The organism is Streptomyces sp. CLCI03, assembly GCF_053615355.1.
Window position 1 is genome coordinate 3180836 of the sequence record NZ_CM132132.1, and the last position, 15224, is coordinate 3196059.

At 71.4% G+C, this 15224-nt stretch carries 16 protein-coding genes; 9 read left to right on the forward strand and 7 right to left on the reverse strand.

The genetic code is table 11. The features are described 5' to 3' along the window. Window positions 1-34 precede the first annotated feature (34 nt). Together ACWG52_RS14420 and mca are read right to left on the reverse strand one after the other, a co-directional pair. Window positions 35-268: a hypothetical protein gene (locus ACWG52_RS14420; RefSeq protein ID WP_389807524.1), complete on the reverse strand. Its 234-nt coding sequence runs from the start codon at window positions 266-268 to the stop codon at window positions 35-37. 2 nt (window positions 269-270) lie between these two features. Further along, window positions 271-1152 carry a mycothiol conjugate amidase Mca gene (gene mca / locus ACWG52_RS14425; RefSeq protein ID WP_030712334.1) on the reverse strand — a complete coding sequence of 294 codons (882 nt, stop codon included), beginning with the start codon at window positions 1150-1152 and terminating at the stop codon, window positions 271-273. A 107-nt stretch (window positions 1153-1259) separates the two neighbouring features. Between mca and ACWG52_RS14430 the strand changes: the two genes are divergently transcribed. Beyond that, on the forward strand, window positions 1260-1673 hold the full coding sequence (locus tag ACWG52_RS14430) for a DUF4307 domain-containing protein (RefSeq protein WP_389807526.1): 414 nt from the start codon (window positions 1260-1262) through the stop codon (window positions 1671-1673). A gap of 137 nt (window positions 1674-1810) precedes the next feature. Then, the gene (gene greA, locus ACWG52_RS14435) at window positions 1811-2308 is read left to right on the forward strand and encodes a transcription elongation factor GreA (RefSeq protein ID WP_030009952.1); all 498 of its coding nucleotides are present in this window, start codon (window positions 1811-1813) and stop codon (window positions 2306-2308) included. A 117-nt stretch (window positions 2309-2425) separates the two neighbouring features. On the opposite strand, the gene ACWG52_RS14440 is transcribed toward greA, so the two are convergent. The 3 genes from ACWG52_RS14440 to ilvA all read right to left on the reverse strand — a co-directional run bounded on the left by ACWG52_RS14440 (window position 2426) and on the right by ilvA (window position 5694). Continuing rightward, window positions 2426-3295, reverse strand: coding sequence for an ABC transporter permease (locus tag ACWG52_RS14440; protein ID WP_389807528.1), 870 nt, complete (start codon window positions 3293-3295; stop codon window positions 2426-2428). Next, window positions 3292-4314: an ATP-binding cassette domain-containing protein gene (locus ACWG52_RS14445; protein ID WP_389807530.1), complete on the reverse strand. Its 1023-nt coding sequence runs from the start codon at window positions 4312-4314 to the stop codon at window positions 3292-3294. Before ACWG52_RS14445 ends, ACWG52_RS14440 begins: the two co-directional genes overlap by 4 nt. A gap of 147 nt (window positions 4315-4461) precedes the next feature. Further along, window positions 4462-5694, reverse strand: coding sequence for a threonine ammonia-lyase (ilvA, locus tag ACWG52_RS14450; protein ID WP_389807532.1), 1233 nt, complete (start codon window positions 5692-5694; stop codon window positions 4462-4464). A 173-nt stretch (window positions 5695-5867) separates the two neighbouring features. On the opposite strand from ilvA, the gene ACWG52_RS14455 reads away from it, so the two are divergent. Next, window positions 5868-6389 carry a MarR family winged helix-turn-helix transcriptional regulator gene (locus ACWG52_RS14455; RefSeq protein WP_389807534.1) on the forward strand — a complete coding sequence of 174 codons (522 nt, stop codon included), beginning with the start codon at window positions 5868-5870 and terminating at the stop codon, window positions 6387-6389. 57 nt (window positions 6390-6446) lie between these two features. Beyond that, entirely contained in the window at window positions 6447-6869 is a 423-nt protein-coding gene (locus ACWG52_RS14460; protein WP_389807536.1) for a sigma factor-like helix-turn-helix DNA-binding protein, read from the forward strand. A 476-nt stretch (window positions 6870-7345) separates the two neighbouring features. On the opposite strand, the gene ACWG52_RS14465 is transcribed toward ACWG52_RS14460, so the two are convergent. Then, complete coding sequence (locus ACWG52_RS14465) at window positions 7346-8503, reverse strand: cystathionine gamma-synthase (RefSeq protein WP_030712362.1); 1158 nt, start codon at window positions 8501-8503, stop codon at window positions 7346-7348. Window positions 8504-8577: 74 nt separating this feature from the next. Between ACWG52_RS14465 and ACWG52_RS14470 the strand changes: the two genes are divergently transcribed. From ACWG52_RS14470 to ACWG52_RS14490, 5 genes are all read left to right on the forward strand, one after another. Continuing rightward, a complete protein-coding gene (locus tag ACWG52_RS14470) occupies window positions 8578-9684 on the forward strand; it encodes a hypothetical protein (protein ID WP_389807538.1) in 1107 nt (368 codons plus the stop codon). Window positions 9685-9879: 195 nt separating this feature from the next. Then, a complete protein-coding gene (locus ACWG52_RS14475) occupies window positions 9880-11478 on the forward strand; it encodes a M48 family metallopeptidase (RefSeq protein ID WP_390166131.1) in 1599 nt (532 codons plus the stop codon). Beyond that, the gene (locus ACWG52_RS14480; RefSeq protein WP_390166129.1) at window positions 11475-12641 is read left to right on the forward strand and encodes a hypothetical protein; all 1167 of its coding nucleotides are present in this window, start codon (window positions 11475-11477) and stop codon (window positions 12639-12641) included. The genes ACWG52_RS14475 and ACWG52_RS14480 overlap by 4 nt, the downstream gene beginning before the upstream one ends. A 77-nt stretch (window positions 12642-12718) precedes the next feature. Then, window positions 12719-13387, forward strand: a complete 669-nt coding sequence (gene msrA, locus ACWG52_RS14485; RefSeq protein WP_453128885.1) for a peptide-methionine (S)-S-oxide reductase MsrA — start codon at window positions 12719-12721, stop codon at window positions 13385-13387. Beyond that, window positions 13384-13998 (forward strand): DUF3885 domain-containing protein, encoded by a 615-nt coding sequence (locus ACWG52_RS14490; protein ID WP_390138864.1) that lies wholly within the window; start codon window positions 13384-13386, stop codon window positions 13996-13998. The genes msrA and ACWG52_RS14490 overlap by 4 nt, the downstream gene beginning before the upstream one ends. Before the next feature lie 33 nt (window positions 13999-14031). Here the strand turns inward: ACWG52_RS14490 and ACWG52_RS14495 are convergent, their stop codons facing one another. Then, the gene (locus ACWG52_RS14495; RefSeq protein WP_389807559.1) at window positions 14032-15132 is read right to left on the reverse strand and encodes an NAD(P)-dependent alcohol dehydrogenase; all 1101 of its coding nucleotides are present in this window, start codon (window positions 15130-15132) and stop codon (window positions 14032-14034) included. Window positions 15133-15224 lie beyond the last annotated feature (92 nt).

The window sequence follows — 15224 nt, forward strand, 5'->3', positions numbered from 1 at the left end:
GCCGTACCGAGCCCTGCTCCGGCCCCGCTCCGCCCTACGGGGCCCGGGTGCCGTCCGCGGCGGGGGCGGCTGCGGCCGCCGGGTCCGGGGCCTCCTCGAAGTTCACCCGGCCCATGTGCCGGTTCATGGACTTCATCAGGGCCCACACGCCGACGGCGAGGGCCGCGAAGACGAGGAAGCCGAGGAGGCCGGGCGTCACCTTGTTCTTGTCGAAGGTGTCACCCGCCAGCGGAAGGAGCTGGGTCAGTGCTGCCTGCGTAGCGCTCATAGCTACGCATTCTCCCGGATGCCCGCGAAGAGGTCGGACTCGGGGAGGGAAGTGTCGACGAGCGACTTCGCGAGCTCGTACTCCTCGGTGGGCCAGACCTCCTTCTGGATGTCCATCGGGACGCGGAACCAGCCGCCGTCCGGGTCGATCTGCGTGGCGTGCGCGATGAGCGCCTTGTCACGGATCTCGAAGAAGTCGGCGCAGGGCACGTGGGTGGTCAGGTTCCGCTCCTTGCGCTCGAACTCCTTCCACCGCTCCAGCCACTCCCCGTAGGGGGACTCCAGGCCGCGGGCGAGGAGCGCCTCGTGGAGGGCGATGGTGCGCGGCTTGTTGAAGCCCTGGTTGTAGTAGAGCTTCTGCGGCTGGTAGGCCGGGCCGTACTCGCTCTCCGGGTACTTCTCGGTGTCGGCCGCGCTGTCGAAGGCCAGCATGGAGATCGTGTGGGTCATGATGTGGTCGGGGTGCGGGTAGCCCCCGTTCTCGTCGTAGGTGGTGACGACCTGCGGCTTGAAGGCGCGGATCTTCTTCACCAGCTCGCCGGCGGCCTCGTGGACGTCCGCGAGCGCGAAGCAGCCCTCGGGCAGCGGGGGCAGCGGGTCGCCCTCGGGGAGGCCGGAGTCGACGTAGCCGAGCCATTCCTGCTGGACGCCGAGGATGTCGCGGGCCTCGTCCATCTCCTTGGCGCGGACCTCGTGGATGTTCTCCTCGATGTACTTGTCGCCCTGGAGCTTGGGGTTCAGGACCGAGCCGCGCTCGCCACCGGTGCAGGTGACGACCAGCACGGGAACCCCCTCGGACACGTACTTGGCCATGGTGGCCGCGCCCTTGCTCGACTCGTCGTCGGGGTGGGCGTGGACGGCCATCAGTCGAAGCTGCTCGGTCAAAACAGGATCCTCTGCGATTCGGCGCGACACTCAGCTCCTATAGTGACCGAACCGGGGGGCGGAAAATTCCAGGGGTGACCGAGCCGTCCCCGGCGAGAGGAACGATCATGAGCGCGGTGCGCGAAGGACTGCCCGAGGGCCGGTACGGCCGGTCGGCGGACGAGCGTGCGGACCGGAAGCTCAAGATCATCGGATCGGTGCTGGGTGCGGCGCTGCTGGGCATGGTCGGCTGGATCGGCTGGGACTACGTCGCGGGACAGAGCGTGAGCGCCGAGGTGATCAAGTTCCAGGTGATTTCGGACACCGAGGTGAAGGTGCACCTGGAGGTCCGCAAGGAGTCCTCGGTCACCGGTGTCTGTTCCCTGAGCTCTCAGGACAAGGAGCACGCCGAGGTGGGTCGGGCCGACTTCACCTTCGCGCAAGGACGGTCGCGGGTGGACGAGATCGTCACCCTGAAGACCACCAGCAGGGCCGCGATGATCGAGCTGGTCGGCTGCCGGCCGGCGGCTTCCGATCGCTGAGGTCCGAAAAGGATTGAAGGCGCGCCCCGCGAGGCAATGAGCCTGTGGGGTCCTCCCTCTTTTCTTCCCGAATTGTTAGGCTCGTGGTTTCGTCCGCCGCTGGCGGCAGTAGTCCCCTGTACCGACGAGGAGCACCCGTGACCCAGACGAGCGAAAGCGTCACCTGGCTGACCCAGGCGGCGTACGACCAGCTGAAGGCGGAGCTGGACTACCTCTCTGGTCCCGCCCGCACGGAGATCGCCACGAAGATCGCAGCCGCCCGCGAGGAGGGCGACCTGCGTGAGAACGGTGGCTACCACGCGGCGAAGGAGGAGCAGGGCAAGCAGGAGCTTCGGGTCCGCCAGCTCACGCAGCTCCTGGAGAACGCCAAGGTCGGCACCGCGCCCGCGTCCGACGGTGTGGTGGCGCCCGGCACGCTCGTCAAGATCGCCTTCGACGGCGACGAGGACGACACCATGGAGTTCCTGCTGGCCTCGCGTGAGTACGCGTCCTCGGACTTCGAGACGTACTCCCCCCAGTCCCCGCTGGGAAGCGGCGTGCTGGGCAAGGCGATCGGCGAGGACGCCGAGTACGAGCTGCCGAACGGCAAGAAGGCCTCGGTCAAGATCCTCGACGTCAAGCCCTTCACCGGCTGATCACCCTCGGTCACCGTTTTCTTCCTGACCGACGACGCGCGATGCCCGGCCGGACCCTTCCGGCCGGGCATCGCGCGTTGCTGCTGGTAGGAGGTCGTGGGGCTCGGGCGGTGGGGCTCAGCCGTCCGCGCCGCGGTACTTGCGGACCGCGAAGGTGCGGAAGACCAGGATGATCAGGGCCGACCAGATCAGCGAGGCCCAGACGGGGTGGACCATCGGCCACGCGTCGGACGGGGACACGCCCGGGTTGCCGAAGAGCTCGCGGCAGGCCTGGACGGTGGCGCTGAACGGGTTCCATTCGGCGATGGGCTGGAGCCAGCTCGCCATGTTCTCCGTGGGGACGAACGCGTTGGAGATGAACGTGACGGGGAACAGCCAGATCAGCCCGCCCGAGGTGGCCGCCTCCGGGGTGCGTACGGACAGTCCGATCAGGGCGCCGATCCAGGAGAACGCGTACCCGAGCAGGAGCAGCAGGCCGAAGCCGGCCAGCACCTCGCCGACGCTCGTGTGGGTGCGCCAGCCGACGAGGAGGGCGACGATCGCCAGGACCACCAGGGTCAGCGCGGTCTGCATCAGGTCGGCCAGGGTGCGGCCGGTCAGGACGGCGCCGCGGGCCATGGGCAGCGAGCGGAAGCGGTCGATCAGGCCCTTGTGCATGTCGTCCGCGATGCCCGCGCCGGCGCCCGCCGTGGCGAAGGTGACGGTCTGGGCGAAGATGCCGGCCATCAGGAAGTTCCGGTAGTCACTGGCGCTGGTCGAGCCGCCGATCATCATCGAGCCGCCGAAGACGAAGCTGAACAGCACCACGAACATGACCGGCTGGATCAGCCCGAAGATCACCATCTCGGGGATCCGGCTGAGGCGGATGACGTTCCGCTTGGCGATGACGAGGGAGTCGTTGACGGACTGGACGACGCCGCCGCGCGGACGGGGTGCCACGAGTTCGCCGTGCGGGGAGGAGCCCGGGTTCGGGGACGTGAGGGTCACTTCGCCGCCTCCTTCCGGGCCGCCTTGCGGCCCTTGGCCCCGGGATCGGCCGGCGTGTCGCCGTTGTCCTCCACGGCCCGTTCGGCCGCGTGCCCGGTCAGGGAGATGAACACGTCGTCGAGGGTGGGGCGGCGCAGGCCGATGTCGTCGATCTCGATGCCCCGGCCGTCGAGTTCGCGGATGACCTCGGCGAGCAGCTTGGCGCCGCCCGACACGGGCACGGTCAGTTTGCGGGTGTGCTCCTCGACCGTGGTCTCGCCCTTGCCGAAGCCGGCGAGCACCTCGCGCGCGGTGGTGATGTGCTGCCGCTCGTGGACGACGACCTCCACGCGCTCGCCGCCGGTACGGGCCTTGAGCTGGTCGGAGGTGCCGCGGGCGATGACCTTGCCGTGGTCGACCACGCAGATGTCGTGCGCGAGGTGGTCGGCCTCCTCCAGGTACTGGGTGGTGAGGAGCAAGGTCGTACCGCCGGCGACCAGTTCCTGGATGATGCCCCACAGCTGCTGGCGGTTGCGGGGGTCGAGTCCGGTGGTCGGCTCGTCCATGAACATCACGGGCGGGCTGACGACGAGGGCGGCCGCGAGGTCCAGGCGCCTGCGCATACCGCCGGAGTAGGTCTTCGCCGTGCGGTCGGCGGCGTCGGAGAGGTTGAAGCGTTCGAGGAGTTCGGTGGCCCGGGCCTTGGCCGCCTTGGCCTTCATCTGGTAGAGCTGGCCGACCATCTGGAGGTTCTCGCGGCCGGTCAGATATTCGTCGACGGCCGCGAACTGGCCGGAGAGGCCTATGGCGCGGCGGACTTCGTTGGGGTGCTTGAGCACGTCGAGGCCGGCGACGACCGCCTTACCGCTGTCGGGCCGGAGGAGGGTGGTCAGGACGCGTACGGTCGTGGTCTTGCCCGCGCCGTTCGGGCCGAGCAGACCCAGGACGGTGCCTTCGGGGACATCGAGGTCCACGCCGTCGAGAGCCCGTACATCGCCGAAGGTCTTGACCAGACCTTCGGCGTAGATAGCGCCTGGCATAGGGATTCTCCCAGTGAATCGGGCCAGTAGAATCAGAATATTCAGGGCATTTCTACGCAAATCCTATGGGCGCCGGGCAGGTCCCGCTCGGCCGAACGGGGGATGTGTCCGGCCCGAGCGGCGGACGGGCCGGACCGCGGGACGTCTCTAGCTCATCACCTTGTATCCCGCGCCGTGCAGGGAACGCGCGACTTCCGCGCAGTGCTCGGGGCCCTTCGTCTCCAGGTGCAGCTCCACCTCCACCTCCGTGAGCCCCAACCGCGGGTCCGTCCGCACGTGGCTCACGTCCAACACGTTCGCATCCAGCACTGACAACACCGCCAGGAGCCCGGCCAGGGCGCCCGGCCGGTCGGCCACGCGCAGCCGCAGGGACAGGTACCGGCCCGCCGCCGCCATACCGTGGCGCAGGATCCGCTGCAGCAGCAGGGGATCGACGTTCCCGCCGGACAGGACGGCCACCACCGGGCCGCCGCCGTACAGTTCGGGTTCGCTGAGCAGGGCCGCGACCGTGCTGCACCCGGCCGGTTCGACCACCAGCTTGGCCCGCTCCAGGCACAGCAGCAGGGCGCTGGAGAGGGCGTCCTCGGAGACCGTGCGCACGTCGTCGACGAGTTCGCCGATGATGTGGAAGGGGACGTCGCCGGGGCGGCCGACCCTGATCCCGTCGGCCATCGTCATCGGTGCGTCGATCGAGATCGGGTGCCCGACCTTGAGCGAGGGCGGGTAAGCGGCCGCGCCCGCCGCCTGCACCCCGATGACCCGCACGTCCGGCCGCAGCGCCTTCACGGCGACCGCTACACCGGCCGCGAGACCGCCGCCGCCGATCCCGACGAGGATGGTCCGCACCTCCGGGCACTGCTCCAGGATCTCCAGGCCGACGGTGCCCTGGCCCGCGATGATGTCGCGGTGGTCGAAGGGGTGGATGAACACCGCGCCGGTGCGGTCCGCGTACTCCTGGGCGGCCAGGAAGGTCTCGTCGACGACCTGCCCGGCCAGGCGCACGTCCGCGCCGTACTCCTGGGTCGCGGCCACCTTCGGCAGGGGCGCCCCGACCGGCATGAACACGGTCGAGCGGACCCCGAGGAGCGAGGAGGCCAGCGCCACGCCCTGCGCGTGGTTGCCCGCGCTCGCGGCGACGACACCGGCGGCCCGCTGCTCGGGGCGCAGGCCGGCGATGCGTACGTAGGCGCCGCGGAGCTTGAAGGAGCCGGTGCGCTGGAGGTTCTCGCACTTGAGGTGGACCGGGGAGCCGGTGAGTGCGGAAAGGTGCCGGCTGCCCTCCATGGCGGTGACCCGCGAGACGCCGGAGAGCATCTTCTGGGCCCCCCGGATGTCGTCGAGGATGACCTGGGGGACGGGCTGGGGCACGCGGTAGTTCATGCCGCCAGTCTCGCAGGGCGTGCGGGAGGGGCGATATCTCGCCATCCAGGACACCTGCGGGGCGGGCGCCCGAACCGGCCGTATCAGTTCTCGTACGAGGCGTACGAGCCGCCGCACGGCCGCGTACTCTGTCCCCCAACCTTGTCGGACCCACGCGAAGAGAGCCCACGGCCATGCCTTCCACCCCGGCCAATTCCGATCTGCCCGCGGCGCCCGGCGCGCCCGCCGGAGCCGGTCTCCTCGACGCGCTCCAGCACCAGGTGGCGGTCTTCGCCCGCCGTGCCGAGCAGACCCGTCTGGGCGGTGTCGGCCAGGCCCGGAACTCGATGGACCGCGCCGCCTACCTGCTGTTGAACCGGCTCGACCTGGAAGGCCCGATGGGGGTGAAGGCGCTCGCCGGCGGCATGGGGATCGACTCCTCCACGGTGACCCGGCAGGTCGCGCCGCTGGTCGACAGCGGTCTGGTCAAGCGGACCTCGCACCCCGAGGACGGGCGGGCCGTGGTGCTCGCGCTGTCCCCGCGGGGGCTGGCCCGGCTGGAGGAGGTCCGCTCTTCGCGGCGCGAGCTGATGGCCCGGGTGACGGAGGGCTGGAGCGAGGGCGAGCGGGAATCCTTCACGGGTCTGCTGACGCGCTTCAACCTGTCGCTGTCGGACCTCATGGCGGCCGTGGCCGAAGCCGGTCCCGCCTCCTGAGCGGAGTCCGTCCGTCCTCTTGACCTGGGCGACCCCGCTGCCCGCACTATGTGGACTATGCGGGTGGTTGATCAACAGGCGGGCTCCTACGCGGAGTTCGAAGCCTTCGTCGCGGGTGCGGCCGGGCGTCTCCTGCATGTCGCGGTCCTGCTGACCGGCGAACCGGAGTCGGCCCGGCGGCTGCTGGCGGGCGCGCTGGCCCGCACCTACGCGAACTGGCGGCGGCTGCGCGGGGACGACCCGTACGACTTCACCCGCCAGGAACTGTGCGCCGCCTTCGCCCGGACCGGTTGGCGCCACCACGGCGGCGCCGGGCTGCTCGCCCGACTGAGCCCGCCGGAACGGCTCGTCCTCGTCCTGCGGCTCTACGAAGGGGTCGCGGAGGAGGTCACGGCGGCGCAGCTCGGGATGCCGGTGGAGCGGGTACGGGTGCTGTGCAATCGGGCCGTGGAGGCGCTGCGGAGGCGGGAGGCGGCGTGAGCGGGATCCCGGACCGGAAGGAAGCCCAGGTCAGGCAGCTCCTGCAGGGGCCTCACCCGCCGGTGCCGACGGGGCTGGCGGCGGGGGCGGCGGCCCGGGGCGATCGCCTCCTGCGGCGGCGGCGGGCGCTGCGGCGCTTGGGGTGGGCCGTGCTCTTCGCTGCCGCGGTGGCCTTCGTGGTGTGGGCGTCCCTGACCCGCCCCTGGATCGCCCCACCGACGGGCGTATCCCCACCCCTACAGGGCTGGTAGCCCCGACCCGGCAGCCTTTCTGCCCGGCCGGAACCACATCCAGCCTCGCCGGCGTTTGAGGCGCGGGTCCGGGCGGAGCCCGGTGCCGGCGGAGCCGGGTTTCCTGGGGCTCCGCCCAGACCCCGCGCCTCAAACGCCGGCGAGGCTGGAGTGGGCCCGGCGGAGCCGGACGGGCTCGGCCCCGCCGGACCGGAAGGGTCGGCGGGGCCGGGCAGGGGTCGGGTGTCAGCCCAGGGCCTGGGTGAGGTCCGCGAGGAGGTCGTCGGCGTTCTCGATGCCGACCGACAGGCGGATCAGGTCCGCCGGGACCTCCAGCGCCGAGCCGGCCACCGACGCGTGCGTCATCCGGCCCGGGTGCTCGATCAGGGACTCGACGCCACCGAGCGACTCGGCCAGGGTGAAGATCTTGGTGCGGCCGCAGACCGCGACCGCCTCTTCCTCGCCACCGGCGACCTGGAAGGAGATCATGCCGCCGAAGTTGCGCATCTGCTTGGCGGCGACCTCGTGCCCCGGGTGCTCGGGCAGGCCCGGGTACAGGACGTTGGTGACCTTCGGGTGACGCTTCAGCAGCTCGACGACCTTGCCCGCGTTCTCCGCGTGCCGGTCCATGCGCACGGCCAGGGTCTTGATGCCCCGCAGCACGATCCAGGAGTCGAACGGACCGGCCACCGCGCCCATCGCGTTCTGGTGGTAGGCCAGTTCCTCGCCCAGCGCGGCGTCCGCGGCGACCAGCGCGCCGCCGACCACGTCGGAGTGCCCGCCCATGTACTTGGTCAGCGAGTGCACGACCACGTCCGCGCCCAGCGCCAGGGGCTGCTGGAGGTACGGCGAGGCGAAGGTGTTGTCCACGACCAGCTTGGCGCCGGCCGACCGCGCGATGTCCGCGACGACGGCGATGTCGGTGATGCCGAGCAGCGGGTTGGAGGGGGTCTCGACCCAGATGACCTTCGTCTTCGGGGTGAGGGCCGCCCGTACCGACTCGGGGTCGGAGGTGTCGGCCACCGACCACTCCACGCCCCAGCGGGAGACGACCTTCGCGAAGAGGCGGAAGGTGCCGCCGTACGCGTCGTTCGGGATGACCACGTGGTCGCCCGGGGCGAGCAGCGTACGCAGCAGGCAGTCCTCGGCGGCGAGCCCGGACGCGAAGGCGAGACCGCGCCGGCCGCCTTCCAGGGCCGCGAGGTTCTCCTCCAGCGCGGTGCGGGTCGGGTTCGCGCTGCGGCTGTACTCGTAGCCGCCGCGGAGTCCTCCGACGCCGTCCTGCTTGTAGGTGGAAACCTGGTAGATCGGGGGGACGACCGCACCGGTCTGCGGGTCCGCCGTATTGCCCGCGTGGATCGCGCGGGTCTCGAAGCTCTGGTGCTCGTGGCTGTCGTCGCTCATGGTCCGATGCTATGCCCGCCCGGGGCATGGCCCCCTATTGGCCTGCTCCCCCCTCGGTCTGGTTCGCTGGAGGCATGGAGATTCTGTGGTTCGTGTTCGCGATGCTCATGATCGTGTTCATTCTCGGTCCGTACATCCGGCGCCGGAGCGGTGGTATCCGCCTGGTCTCGCCGGACAGCCCGGACGCCGCCGACCCGGCGAACTACGGATTCGAACGGCAGGAAGAGCTCGACATCCGCGTCCCCGGGCCCGACCAGGACCTGATGGACGCCCTCGACAACGTGCGGCTCACCGGCCGGTGGCAGGCGGCCTCGCAGCTGCTCGCCGGAACCCCGCGGGAGGGCGAGCGGCGCTGGCAACGCGTGCAGGCCTTCGGCGGGGCCGCCGCCCTGGAACTGATGGCGCAGCCCGGCACGGGCGCGCAGTGGCTGAAGGCGTGGCGCCTGGAGGCGGAGAAGGACCCGGGTGGCGCGCAGGTGCACGCGGAGCTCCTCGTGCAGCAGGCGTGGCGGCACTCGGGCGGCGTCGGCTCCGAGGACCACCGGATCATCCTGGAGGAGGCCCGGGAGGCGTGCCGCAAGGCCGCGCTGCTGGCTCCGGGGGACCCGGTCCCGTACATCACGGAGCTGGCGATCGCCCGCGGACTGGCCTACCCGGAGGCGGAGTTCGACGAGCTGTGGGCGAAGGTCATCGACCGGGCCCCGAACCACATGGGCGCCCACCTGGCGGCGCTGCACTACTGGGGCGCGAAGTGGCACGGCTCGCGGGAGAAGGCCGACGCCTTCGCGCACGCGGCCGCGGCGCGCGCTCCGCAGGGCTCGCTGCTGGCGGCCCTGCCGATGTTCGCGCTGCGCGAGAACCAGCCGGACGTCGTGCTGAGCCCGAGCTTCTACCGGGGCGCGACGGTGACGCGGGCGGTGGAGGGCGCGCTGTACGCGGTGCACACGGCACGGCAGGACGACCCGATGGTGGCGCACGTACGGCACCTGCTGTTGATGTTCCTGGTCTGCATGGAGCGCTGGGCGGAGGCGCTGGAGCAGGTGCGGCACGTGGACGGGTACGTGGGCGCGCTGCCGTGGACGGAGGCGTCGGACCCGGCGGCGGCGTACACGGTGTACCGGGCGATGGCGGTCGCGGGGTACGAGGCGAACGGCGGGTCGCCGGCGACGCTGCGGCCGTAGCGGACGGATCGTCGATCAGGGCGGGGCTCGGGCGGGGCGCGGGCGGTGCCCCTGAGCGTCCCCGCCCCCCACAGGACGGGCCGAAGCTTCGGCCAATAAAGTTGCTGTAAGTAATCACAGGCCGCATGATGCGGCGGTGGCGGCGCTCTGCCGTGCCACCCACTCTTTTCCGTTCCCGTGGGGGGATCTGTCCATATGGGCGCTTCACTGCGCGCCTTGCGCGCTCTCGTCCTGCTCGCAGGCTTCTACCTGCTCGGCGTGTTCCTGCTGGCCGCCCTCGGCGGCATCGACTACGCCCTCGTCACCACGCTGCACGGCCCGATCGTGGCCAAGCTGCTGATCGCCTCCGTCGTCCTCACCGTCCCGATCGTGCGCGGCATGTTCATGCTGCGCACTCCGAAGGGCGAGCCTCTGGCCGGCGTCACCGTCACCGAGGCGCAGGAACCCGAGCTGTGGGCGGTCGTACGTGACATCGCGCAGCAGGTCGGCACCCGCGCCCCCGACGAGATCGTGCTGATCGACGAGGTGAACGCGGCCGTCGCCGAGGACGCGAAGCTGCTGGGCCTGCGGCCCGGCACCCGCCGCCTCTACCTCGGGCTGCCGCTGATGACGGGCCTGGACGAGATGCAGATGCGCGCGGTGCTCGCCCACGAGATGGGTCACTACGCGAACTTCGACACCCGTCTCACGCCGCTGATCGCCCGCGGCCGGGCCCAGCTGATCCGCACCGTCGGCTACTTCCACGACCGTGCCGACAAGAAGGTCGCCAAGGAGCGCGCCAAGCAGGAGCGCCGGGACGAGAAGCGGATCGCCAAGGGCAAGAAGGCCAAGGGCGTCGACACCGCGGGCGAGGGCGCGATGTACCGCGCCATGGCCAAGATCTACATCGCGTACGGCAACTTCTACATGCGCGCCACCCGCTCCACCTCCCGCCGCCAGGAGCTCGCCGCCGACCTCGCCTCGGTCCGGGTCGCCGGCCGCGACTCGGCCGCGTCCGCGCTGCGCGAGCTGAACGCCCTGGATTCGGCGCACGACTTCTACATGGGCTCGTACGCCACCCTCGGCGTCAACGCCGGCCTGCTGCCCCGTCCCGGTGAGGTCTTCGGCGGCCTGCGCCGGCTCCTGGACGCGCGCTCGGCCGACCTGGACGACCTGCGCCAGGAACTGTCGACCGAGCCCACCTCCCCCTACGACTCCCACCCCGCGCTCGCCGAGCGCGTGGCCCGCATCGAGGCCCTGCCCGACGACGGCCGCGGCGGGCAGGCCGCCCGGCCGGCCCTGGAACTGCTGGCCGACGCCGACGCGGCGCTGGCCGCGCTGGAGCAGGTCGTCCTCACCCCGGAGGCGCTCGCCCTGAAGCGGGTCGACTGGGAGGACCTCGTGCACGAGTCGATGACCCTGTACGTCGGCAAGGGCGCGGAGGACCTCCGCGAGGCCTTCGCCGCCGAGGGCGCCGGCCCCGAGCTGGCGGCCGTGCTCGACGCGTTCGACGCCGACCCGGCGGTGCGCTGGCGCATCGCCGACCGGTTCCCGAAGTCCGAGGAGGCGCAGGCCGCCACCGGCCGCACCGCCCGCGAGTTCGCCCGCCCTGTCGTCCGGCGCGCCCTGAACCAGCTGGTCACCGTCGAGCTGACGGCCCGCGGCGCCGCCCGCTGGCAGCTGTCCTGGTCCGACTCGGCCTCCCTGCGGTACCCGGCCGACGGCTTCGAGGACCGGCTGGGCCAGGCCCTGGAAGCGGCCGTCGCCGACCTGCCCGACACCGAACCGCTGCGAAAGCTGGTGCTTGCCCCGTGATCGGCCTCTACATCCTGGGCGCCGTGCTGCTGTTCGGCGCGTTCAAGTTCCTGCGCGGCGTCTACTACATCGGCAAGGCCAAGCGGCTGGAGGCGGAGATCGCCGTCATCGAGGGCCGGACCGAATCCCCGAACGCCGACACCGCGGCCGTCAAGGCCGAGAAGGCGGCGAAGGCGGCGAAGGCGGCGGCGGTCGTCGCGCTCGGGTTCGTGGCCGAGGCCGACCTCGACACCGAGAACCACGCTCCGGTGCCGCCGGAGCGGACCGCCGTCCTGGAAGCGGTCCGGTCGGGCGACTGGGAGGCCGGAGCCACGTACATCGAGGCGGCCGGGAAGAACTGGCACGAGCGCATGGAGCGGGTCCGCCCGCTGGCCGAGGCGGCCGCCGAGGACGACGCGTGGCTGCTGGCCTGGCGTGCGGCGCGCCCCACGGACCCGACGGCGGCCCTGGTCGACGCCGACACCGCGATCCAGGTGGCGTGGAACGTACGCGGCTCCCAGTCGGGCCGCCGCACCACTCAGGAGCAGTTCCGGCTCTTCCGCGACCTGCTGGTCAAGGCGCAGGAGGCCGCCCACGCGGCCCAGAGCCTCGCCGACCCCGCGGACCCCACCCCGTACATCGTGGAGCAGCCGATCGGGCAGGGCCTGGGCTATTCGCACGAGCGGTACCGCGAGCTGTGGGCGAAGATCGTCGAGCGTGATCCGAAGGTGCTGTGGGCACACGTCGGCGCACTGCAGTACTGGTGCCGGAAGTGGCGCGGCTCGCACGAGCTGGCGCTGGCCTTCGCGCGTGAGTCGGCGGCCGCCGGGGCACCCGGTGAGCTGTTCTCGCGACTGCCTCTGATCGCGTACTTCGAGCAGGAGACGCACGAGGACGACCTGGCCGCGGAGACGTTCTTCAAGGAGCCGGAGATCGTCGCGGCGGTCGACGCGGCGCTGCTGGACCTGGCGGCGGCGGGCGACGACCACCCGGGGACGGTCGGCATGCGGCACATCCTGGCGTACCTGCTGTTCTGGCAGGACCGCGACGCGGAGGCCGTCGAGCAGTTCCGGTACATCGACGGGTACATCGGTGCCCTGCCCTGGTCCTACGCGGGCTCGCCGAAGAGCCGGTACCTGTACGCCCGTGACTGGGCGGTGAGCGTGACCACGCCGGGTCTGTGACCCGTGGGGCGGCGGAGGGCGGGTCGGGAATCCCGGCCCGCCCTCCGCACGTTGTCACTCCCACAAGGAGGGAATCCATGTTCTCGTACCGCCGTACGCCCGAGCTCCCCACCCGCGAGGAGGCCCTGACGGGCCGCGCGGAGCCGCTGTTCGCCGTGCCCGACCGGCACACCGTGCTGGGCAACCCGCTGTCCGGCCCCTACCCCGCGCACCTGGAAGTCGCCGACTTCGGTCTGGGCTGTTTCTGGGGTGCGGAGCGCAAGTTCTGGCAGACCCCCGGGGTGTGGACCACGCTGGCCGGCTACCAGGGCGGCTTCACCGAGAATCCGACCTACGAGGAGGTCTGCTCGGGTCTGACCGGCCACACCGAGGTGGTCCGTGTCGTCTTCGACCCGTCCCAGGTCTCCTACGCCGCGCTGCTGAAGCTGTTCTGGGAGTCCCACGACCCCACCCAGGGCTTCCGCCAGGGCAACGACGTGGGCACCCAGTACCGCTCGGCGGTCTACACCCACTCCCCCGAGCAGCAGGAGACGGCTGAGGCCTCCCGTACGGCCTACCAGCAGGTCCTGGCCTCCTCGGGCTACGGCCCGATCACCACGGCGGTGCTGCCGGCGGCGGAGCACCCCTTCTGGCCCGCCGAAGCGCACCACCAGCAGTACCTTGACCGCAACATTAACGGCTACTGCGGCATCGGCGGCACGGGCGTGTCCTGCCCGATCGGCGTGGCCAAGGCTCCTGGGGCGTGACCGCCCCCGCCGTCGAACCCGCCGTCGACCCCGCGCACGAGGGGCTGACCCGTCTGTGGCGGCAGCACAGGCCTCCCGGCCCGCTGCTGCCGTACGAGCTGAAGACGGTGTACGGCGAGCGGTGGGTGCGGTTCCACAGCCTGCCGGAATCGAAGCGCTACGCGGACGACGAGGCCGAGTACGCGGTACTCCTGGACCGGTACAACACGGTCTTGGACGAGCTCTTCGCCGGCGAGGAGGTGTACGTGGTGACCACCGGCTGGTCCGAGATGTCCGACCACGCGGACCAGCCGCCGCTGCGCCGTACCCTCCACCCGGAGGGGACGCTGTGGACCACGGCAGACGAGACCGACGACCCGGATCCGGAGTTCCACACGCGCTGGTACTACTACGCCGACCGCCGCCCCTGGCGGCGGGGCTGCCTCGACCCGTTGCTGCGCGCGGCGGCCGACGACGCGCTGCCCGGCGTCTTCGTCACGGACCCCGGGCTCACCCGGTTCCACCACCCGTACGACGGCGGCGCCGATGTCGTCCTCCCCACCCGGCAGGAGCGGGACCGGATGCGCGAGCGGCACACGGAGTGGCTGTCCGCGCACCCCCACGGGTACTGAGGCGGGCCGGGGCGGGCGCGGGGCGGGCGGCCCTCAGATCGTCGCCGCGTCGATGACGAAGCGGTAGCGCACGTCGCTCGCCAGGACCCGCTCGTACGCCTCGTTGATCTGCCCGGCGGCGATCAGTTCGATCTCCGAGCCAAGTCCGTGCTCGGCGCAGAAGTCCAGCATCTCCTGGGTCTCGGCGATCCCGCCGATCATCGATCCGGCGAGGGTCTTGCGACCGCCGATGACGGAGAAGAGGTTGAGCGCGACGGGTTCCTCCGGGGCGCCGACGTTCACCAGCGCGCCGTCGACCTTCAGCAGGCCCAGGTACGCGTCCAGGCCGATCGGTGCGGAGACGGTGGACAGGATCAGGTCGAAGCGGCCGGCCAACTCCTCGAAGGTGGCCTCGTCGGCGGTGGCGTGGAAGTGGGAGGCGCCCAGCTTCAGGCCGTCCTCCCGCTTGCGCAGGGTCTGCGACAGGACGGTGACCTCGGCTCCGAGCGCGTGCGCGATCTTCACGCCGAGGTGGCCGAGGCCGCCCAGGCCGACGATCGCGACCTGCTTGCCGGGGCCCGCCTGCCAGTGCCGGAGCGGGGAGTAGAGGGTGATGCCGGCGCACAGCAGCGGGGCGGCGACGTCCAGGCCGAGACCGTCGGGGATGCGGACGGTGTACTTCTCGTCGACGACGAGGTGGGTGGAGTAGCCGCCGTACGTGGGCTCGCCGTTCCGGTCGAGTGCGTTGTAGGTGCCGGTCATCCCCTCGACGCAGTACTGCTCCTGGCCGCGCAGGCAGTACGCGCAACGGCGGCAGGAGTCGACGAAGCAGCCGACGCCCACCCGGTCCCCGACGGCGAACCGGGTGACGGCCGGGCCGACTTCGGACACGACGCCGGCGATCTCGTGGCCGGGGACCATCGGGTAGATGCCCTCGCCCCAGCCGTCGCGGACCTGGTGGATGTCGGAGTGGCAGATGCCGGAGTACTTGATGTCGATGAGGACGTCGTGCTCGCCGACGGGGCGGCGCGCGATGGTGGTGCGCTCCAGCGGGGCCTTGGCGGCGGGGGCGGCGTACGCGGCGACCCGGGTGCCCCGGCCGCTCCGAGTGCTCTGAGTGGCCTGGGTGGCCGGGGTGCCCTGGGTGACGGACATGGGGGTGCTCCTCGCAACGGCGTGGGTCTGATCTGTGGTGACCCCTACGCTGCCGCCCCGCCCGACGGACAGCCAGCCACCTGTCCTGCCTA

Coding starts and splice junctions, on each gene's coding strand:
- msrA (WP_453128885.1), top strand. CDS start 12,719: ATGTTCTCGTACCGCCGTACGCCCGAGCTCCCCACCCGCGAGGAGGCC.
- ilvA (WP_389807532.1), bottom strand. CDS start 5,694: ATGAACTACCGCGTGCCCCAGCCCGTCCCCCAGGTCATCCTCGACGAC.
- ACWG52_RS14460 (WP_389807536.1), top strand. CDS start 6,447: ATGCGGGTGGTTGATCAACAGGCGGGCTCCTACGCGGAGTTCGAAGCC.
- ACWG52_RS14470 (WP_389807538.1), top strand. CDS start 8,578: ATGGAGATTCTGTGGTTCGTGTTCGCGATGCTCATGATCGTGTTCATT.
- ACWG52_RS14430 (WP_389807526.1), top strand. CDS start 1,260: ATGAGCGCGGTGCGCGAAGGACTGCCCGAGGGCCGGTACGGCCGGTCG.
- ACWG52_RS14495 (WP_389807559.1), bottom strand. CDS start 15,132: ATGTCCGTCACCCAGGGCACCCCGGCCACCCAGGCCACTCAGAGCACT.
- ACWG52_RS14475 (WP_390166131.1), top strand. CDS start 9,880: ATGGGCGCTTCACTGCGCGCCTTGCGCGCTCTCGTCCTGCTCGCAGGC.
- ACWG52_RS14465 (WP_030712362.1), bottom strand. CDS start 8,503: ATGAGCGACGACAGCCACGAGCACCAGAGCTTCGAGACCCGCGCGATC.
- ACWG52_RS14445 (WP_389807530.1), bottom strand. CDS start 4,314: ATGCCAGGCGCTATCTACGCCGAAGGTCTGGTCAAGACCTTCGGCGAT.
- ACWG52_RS14455 (WP_389807534.1), top strand. CDS start 5,868: ATGCCTTCCACCCCGGCCAATTCCGATCTGCCCGCGGCGCCCGGCGCG.
- ACWG52_RS14420 (WP_389807524.1), bottom strand. CDS start 268: ATGAGCGCTACGCAGGCAGCACTGACCCAGCTCCTTCCGCTGGCGGGT.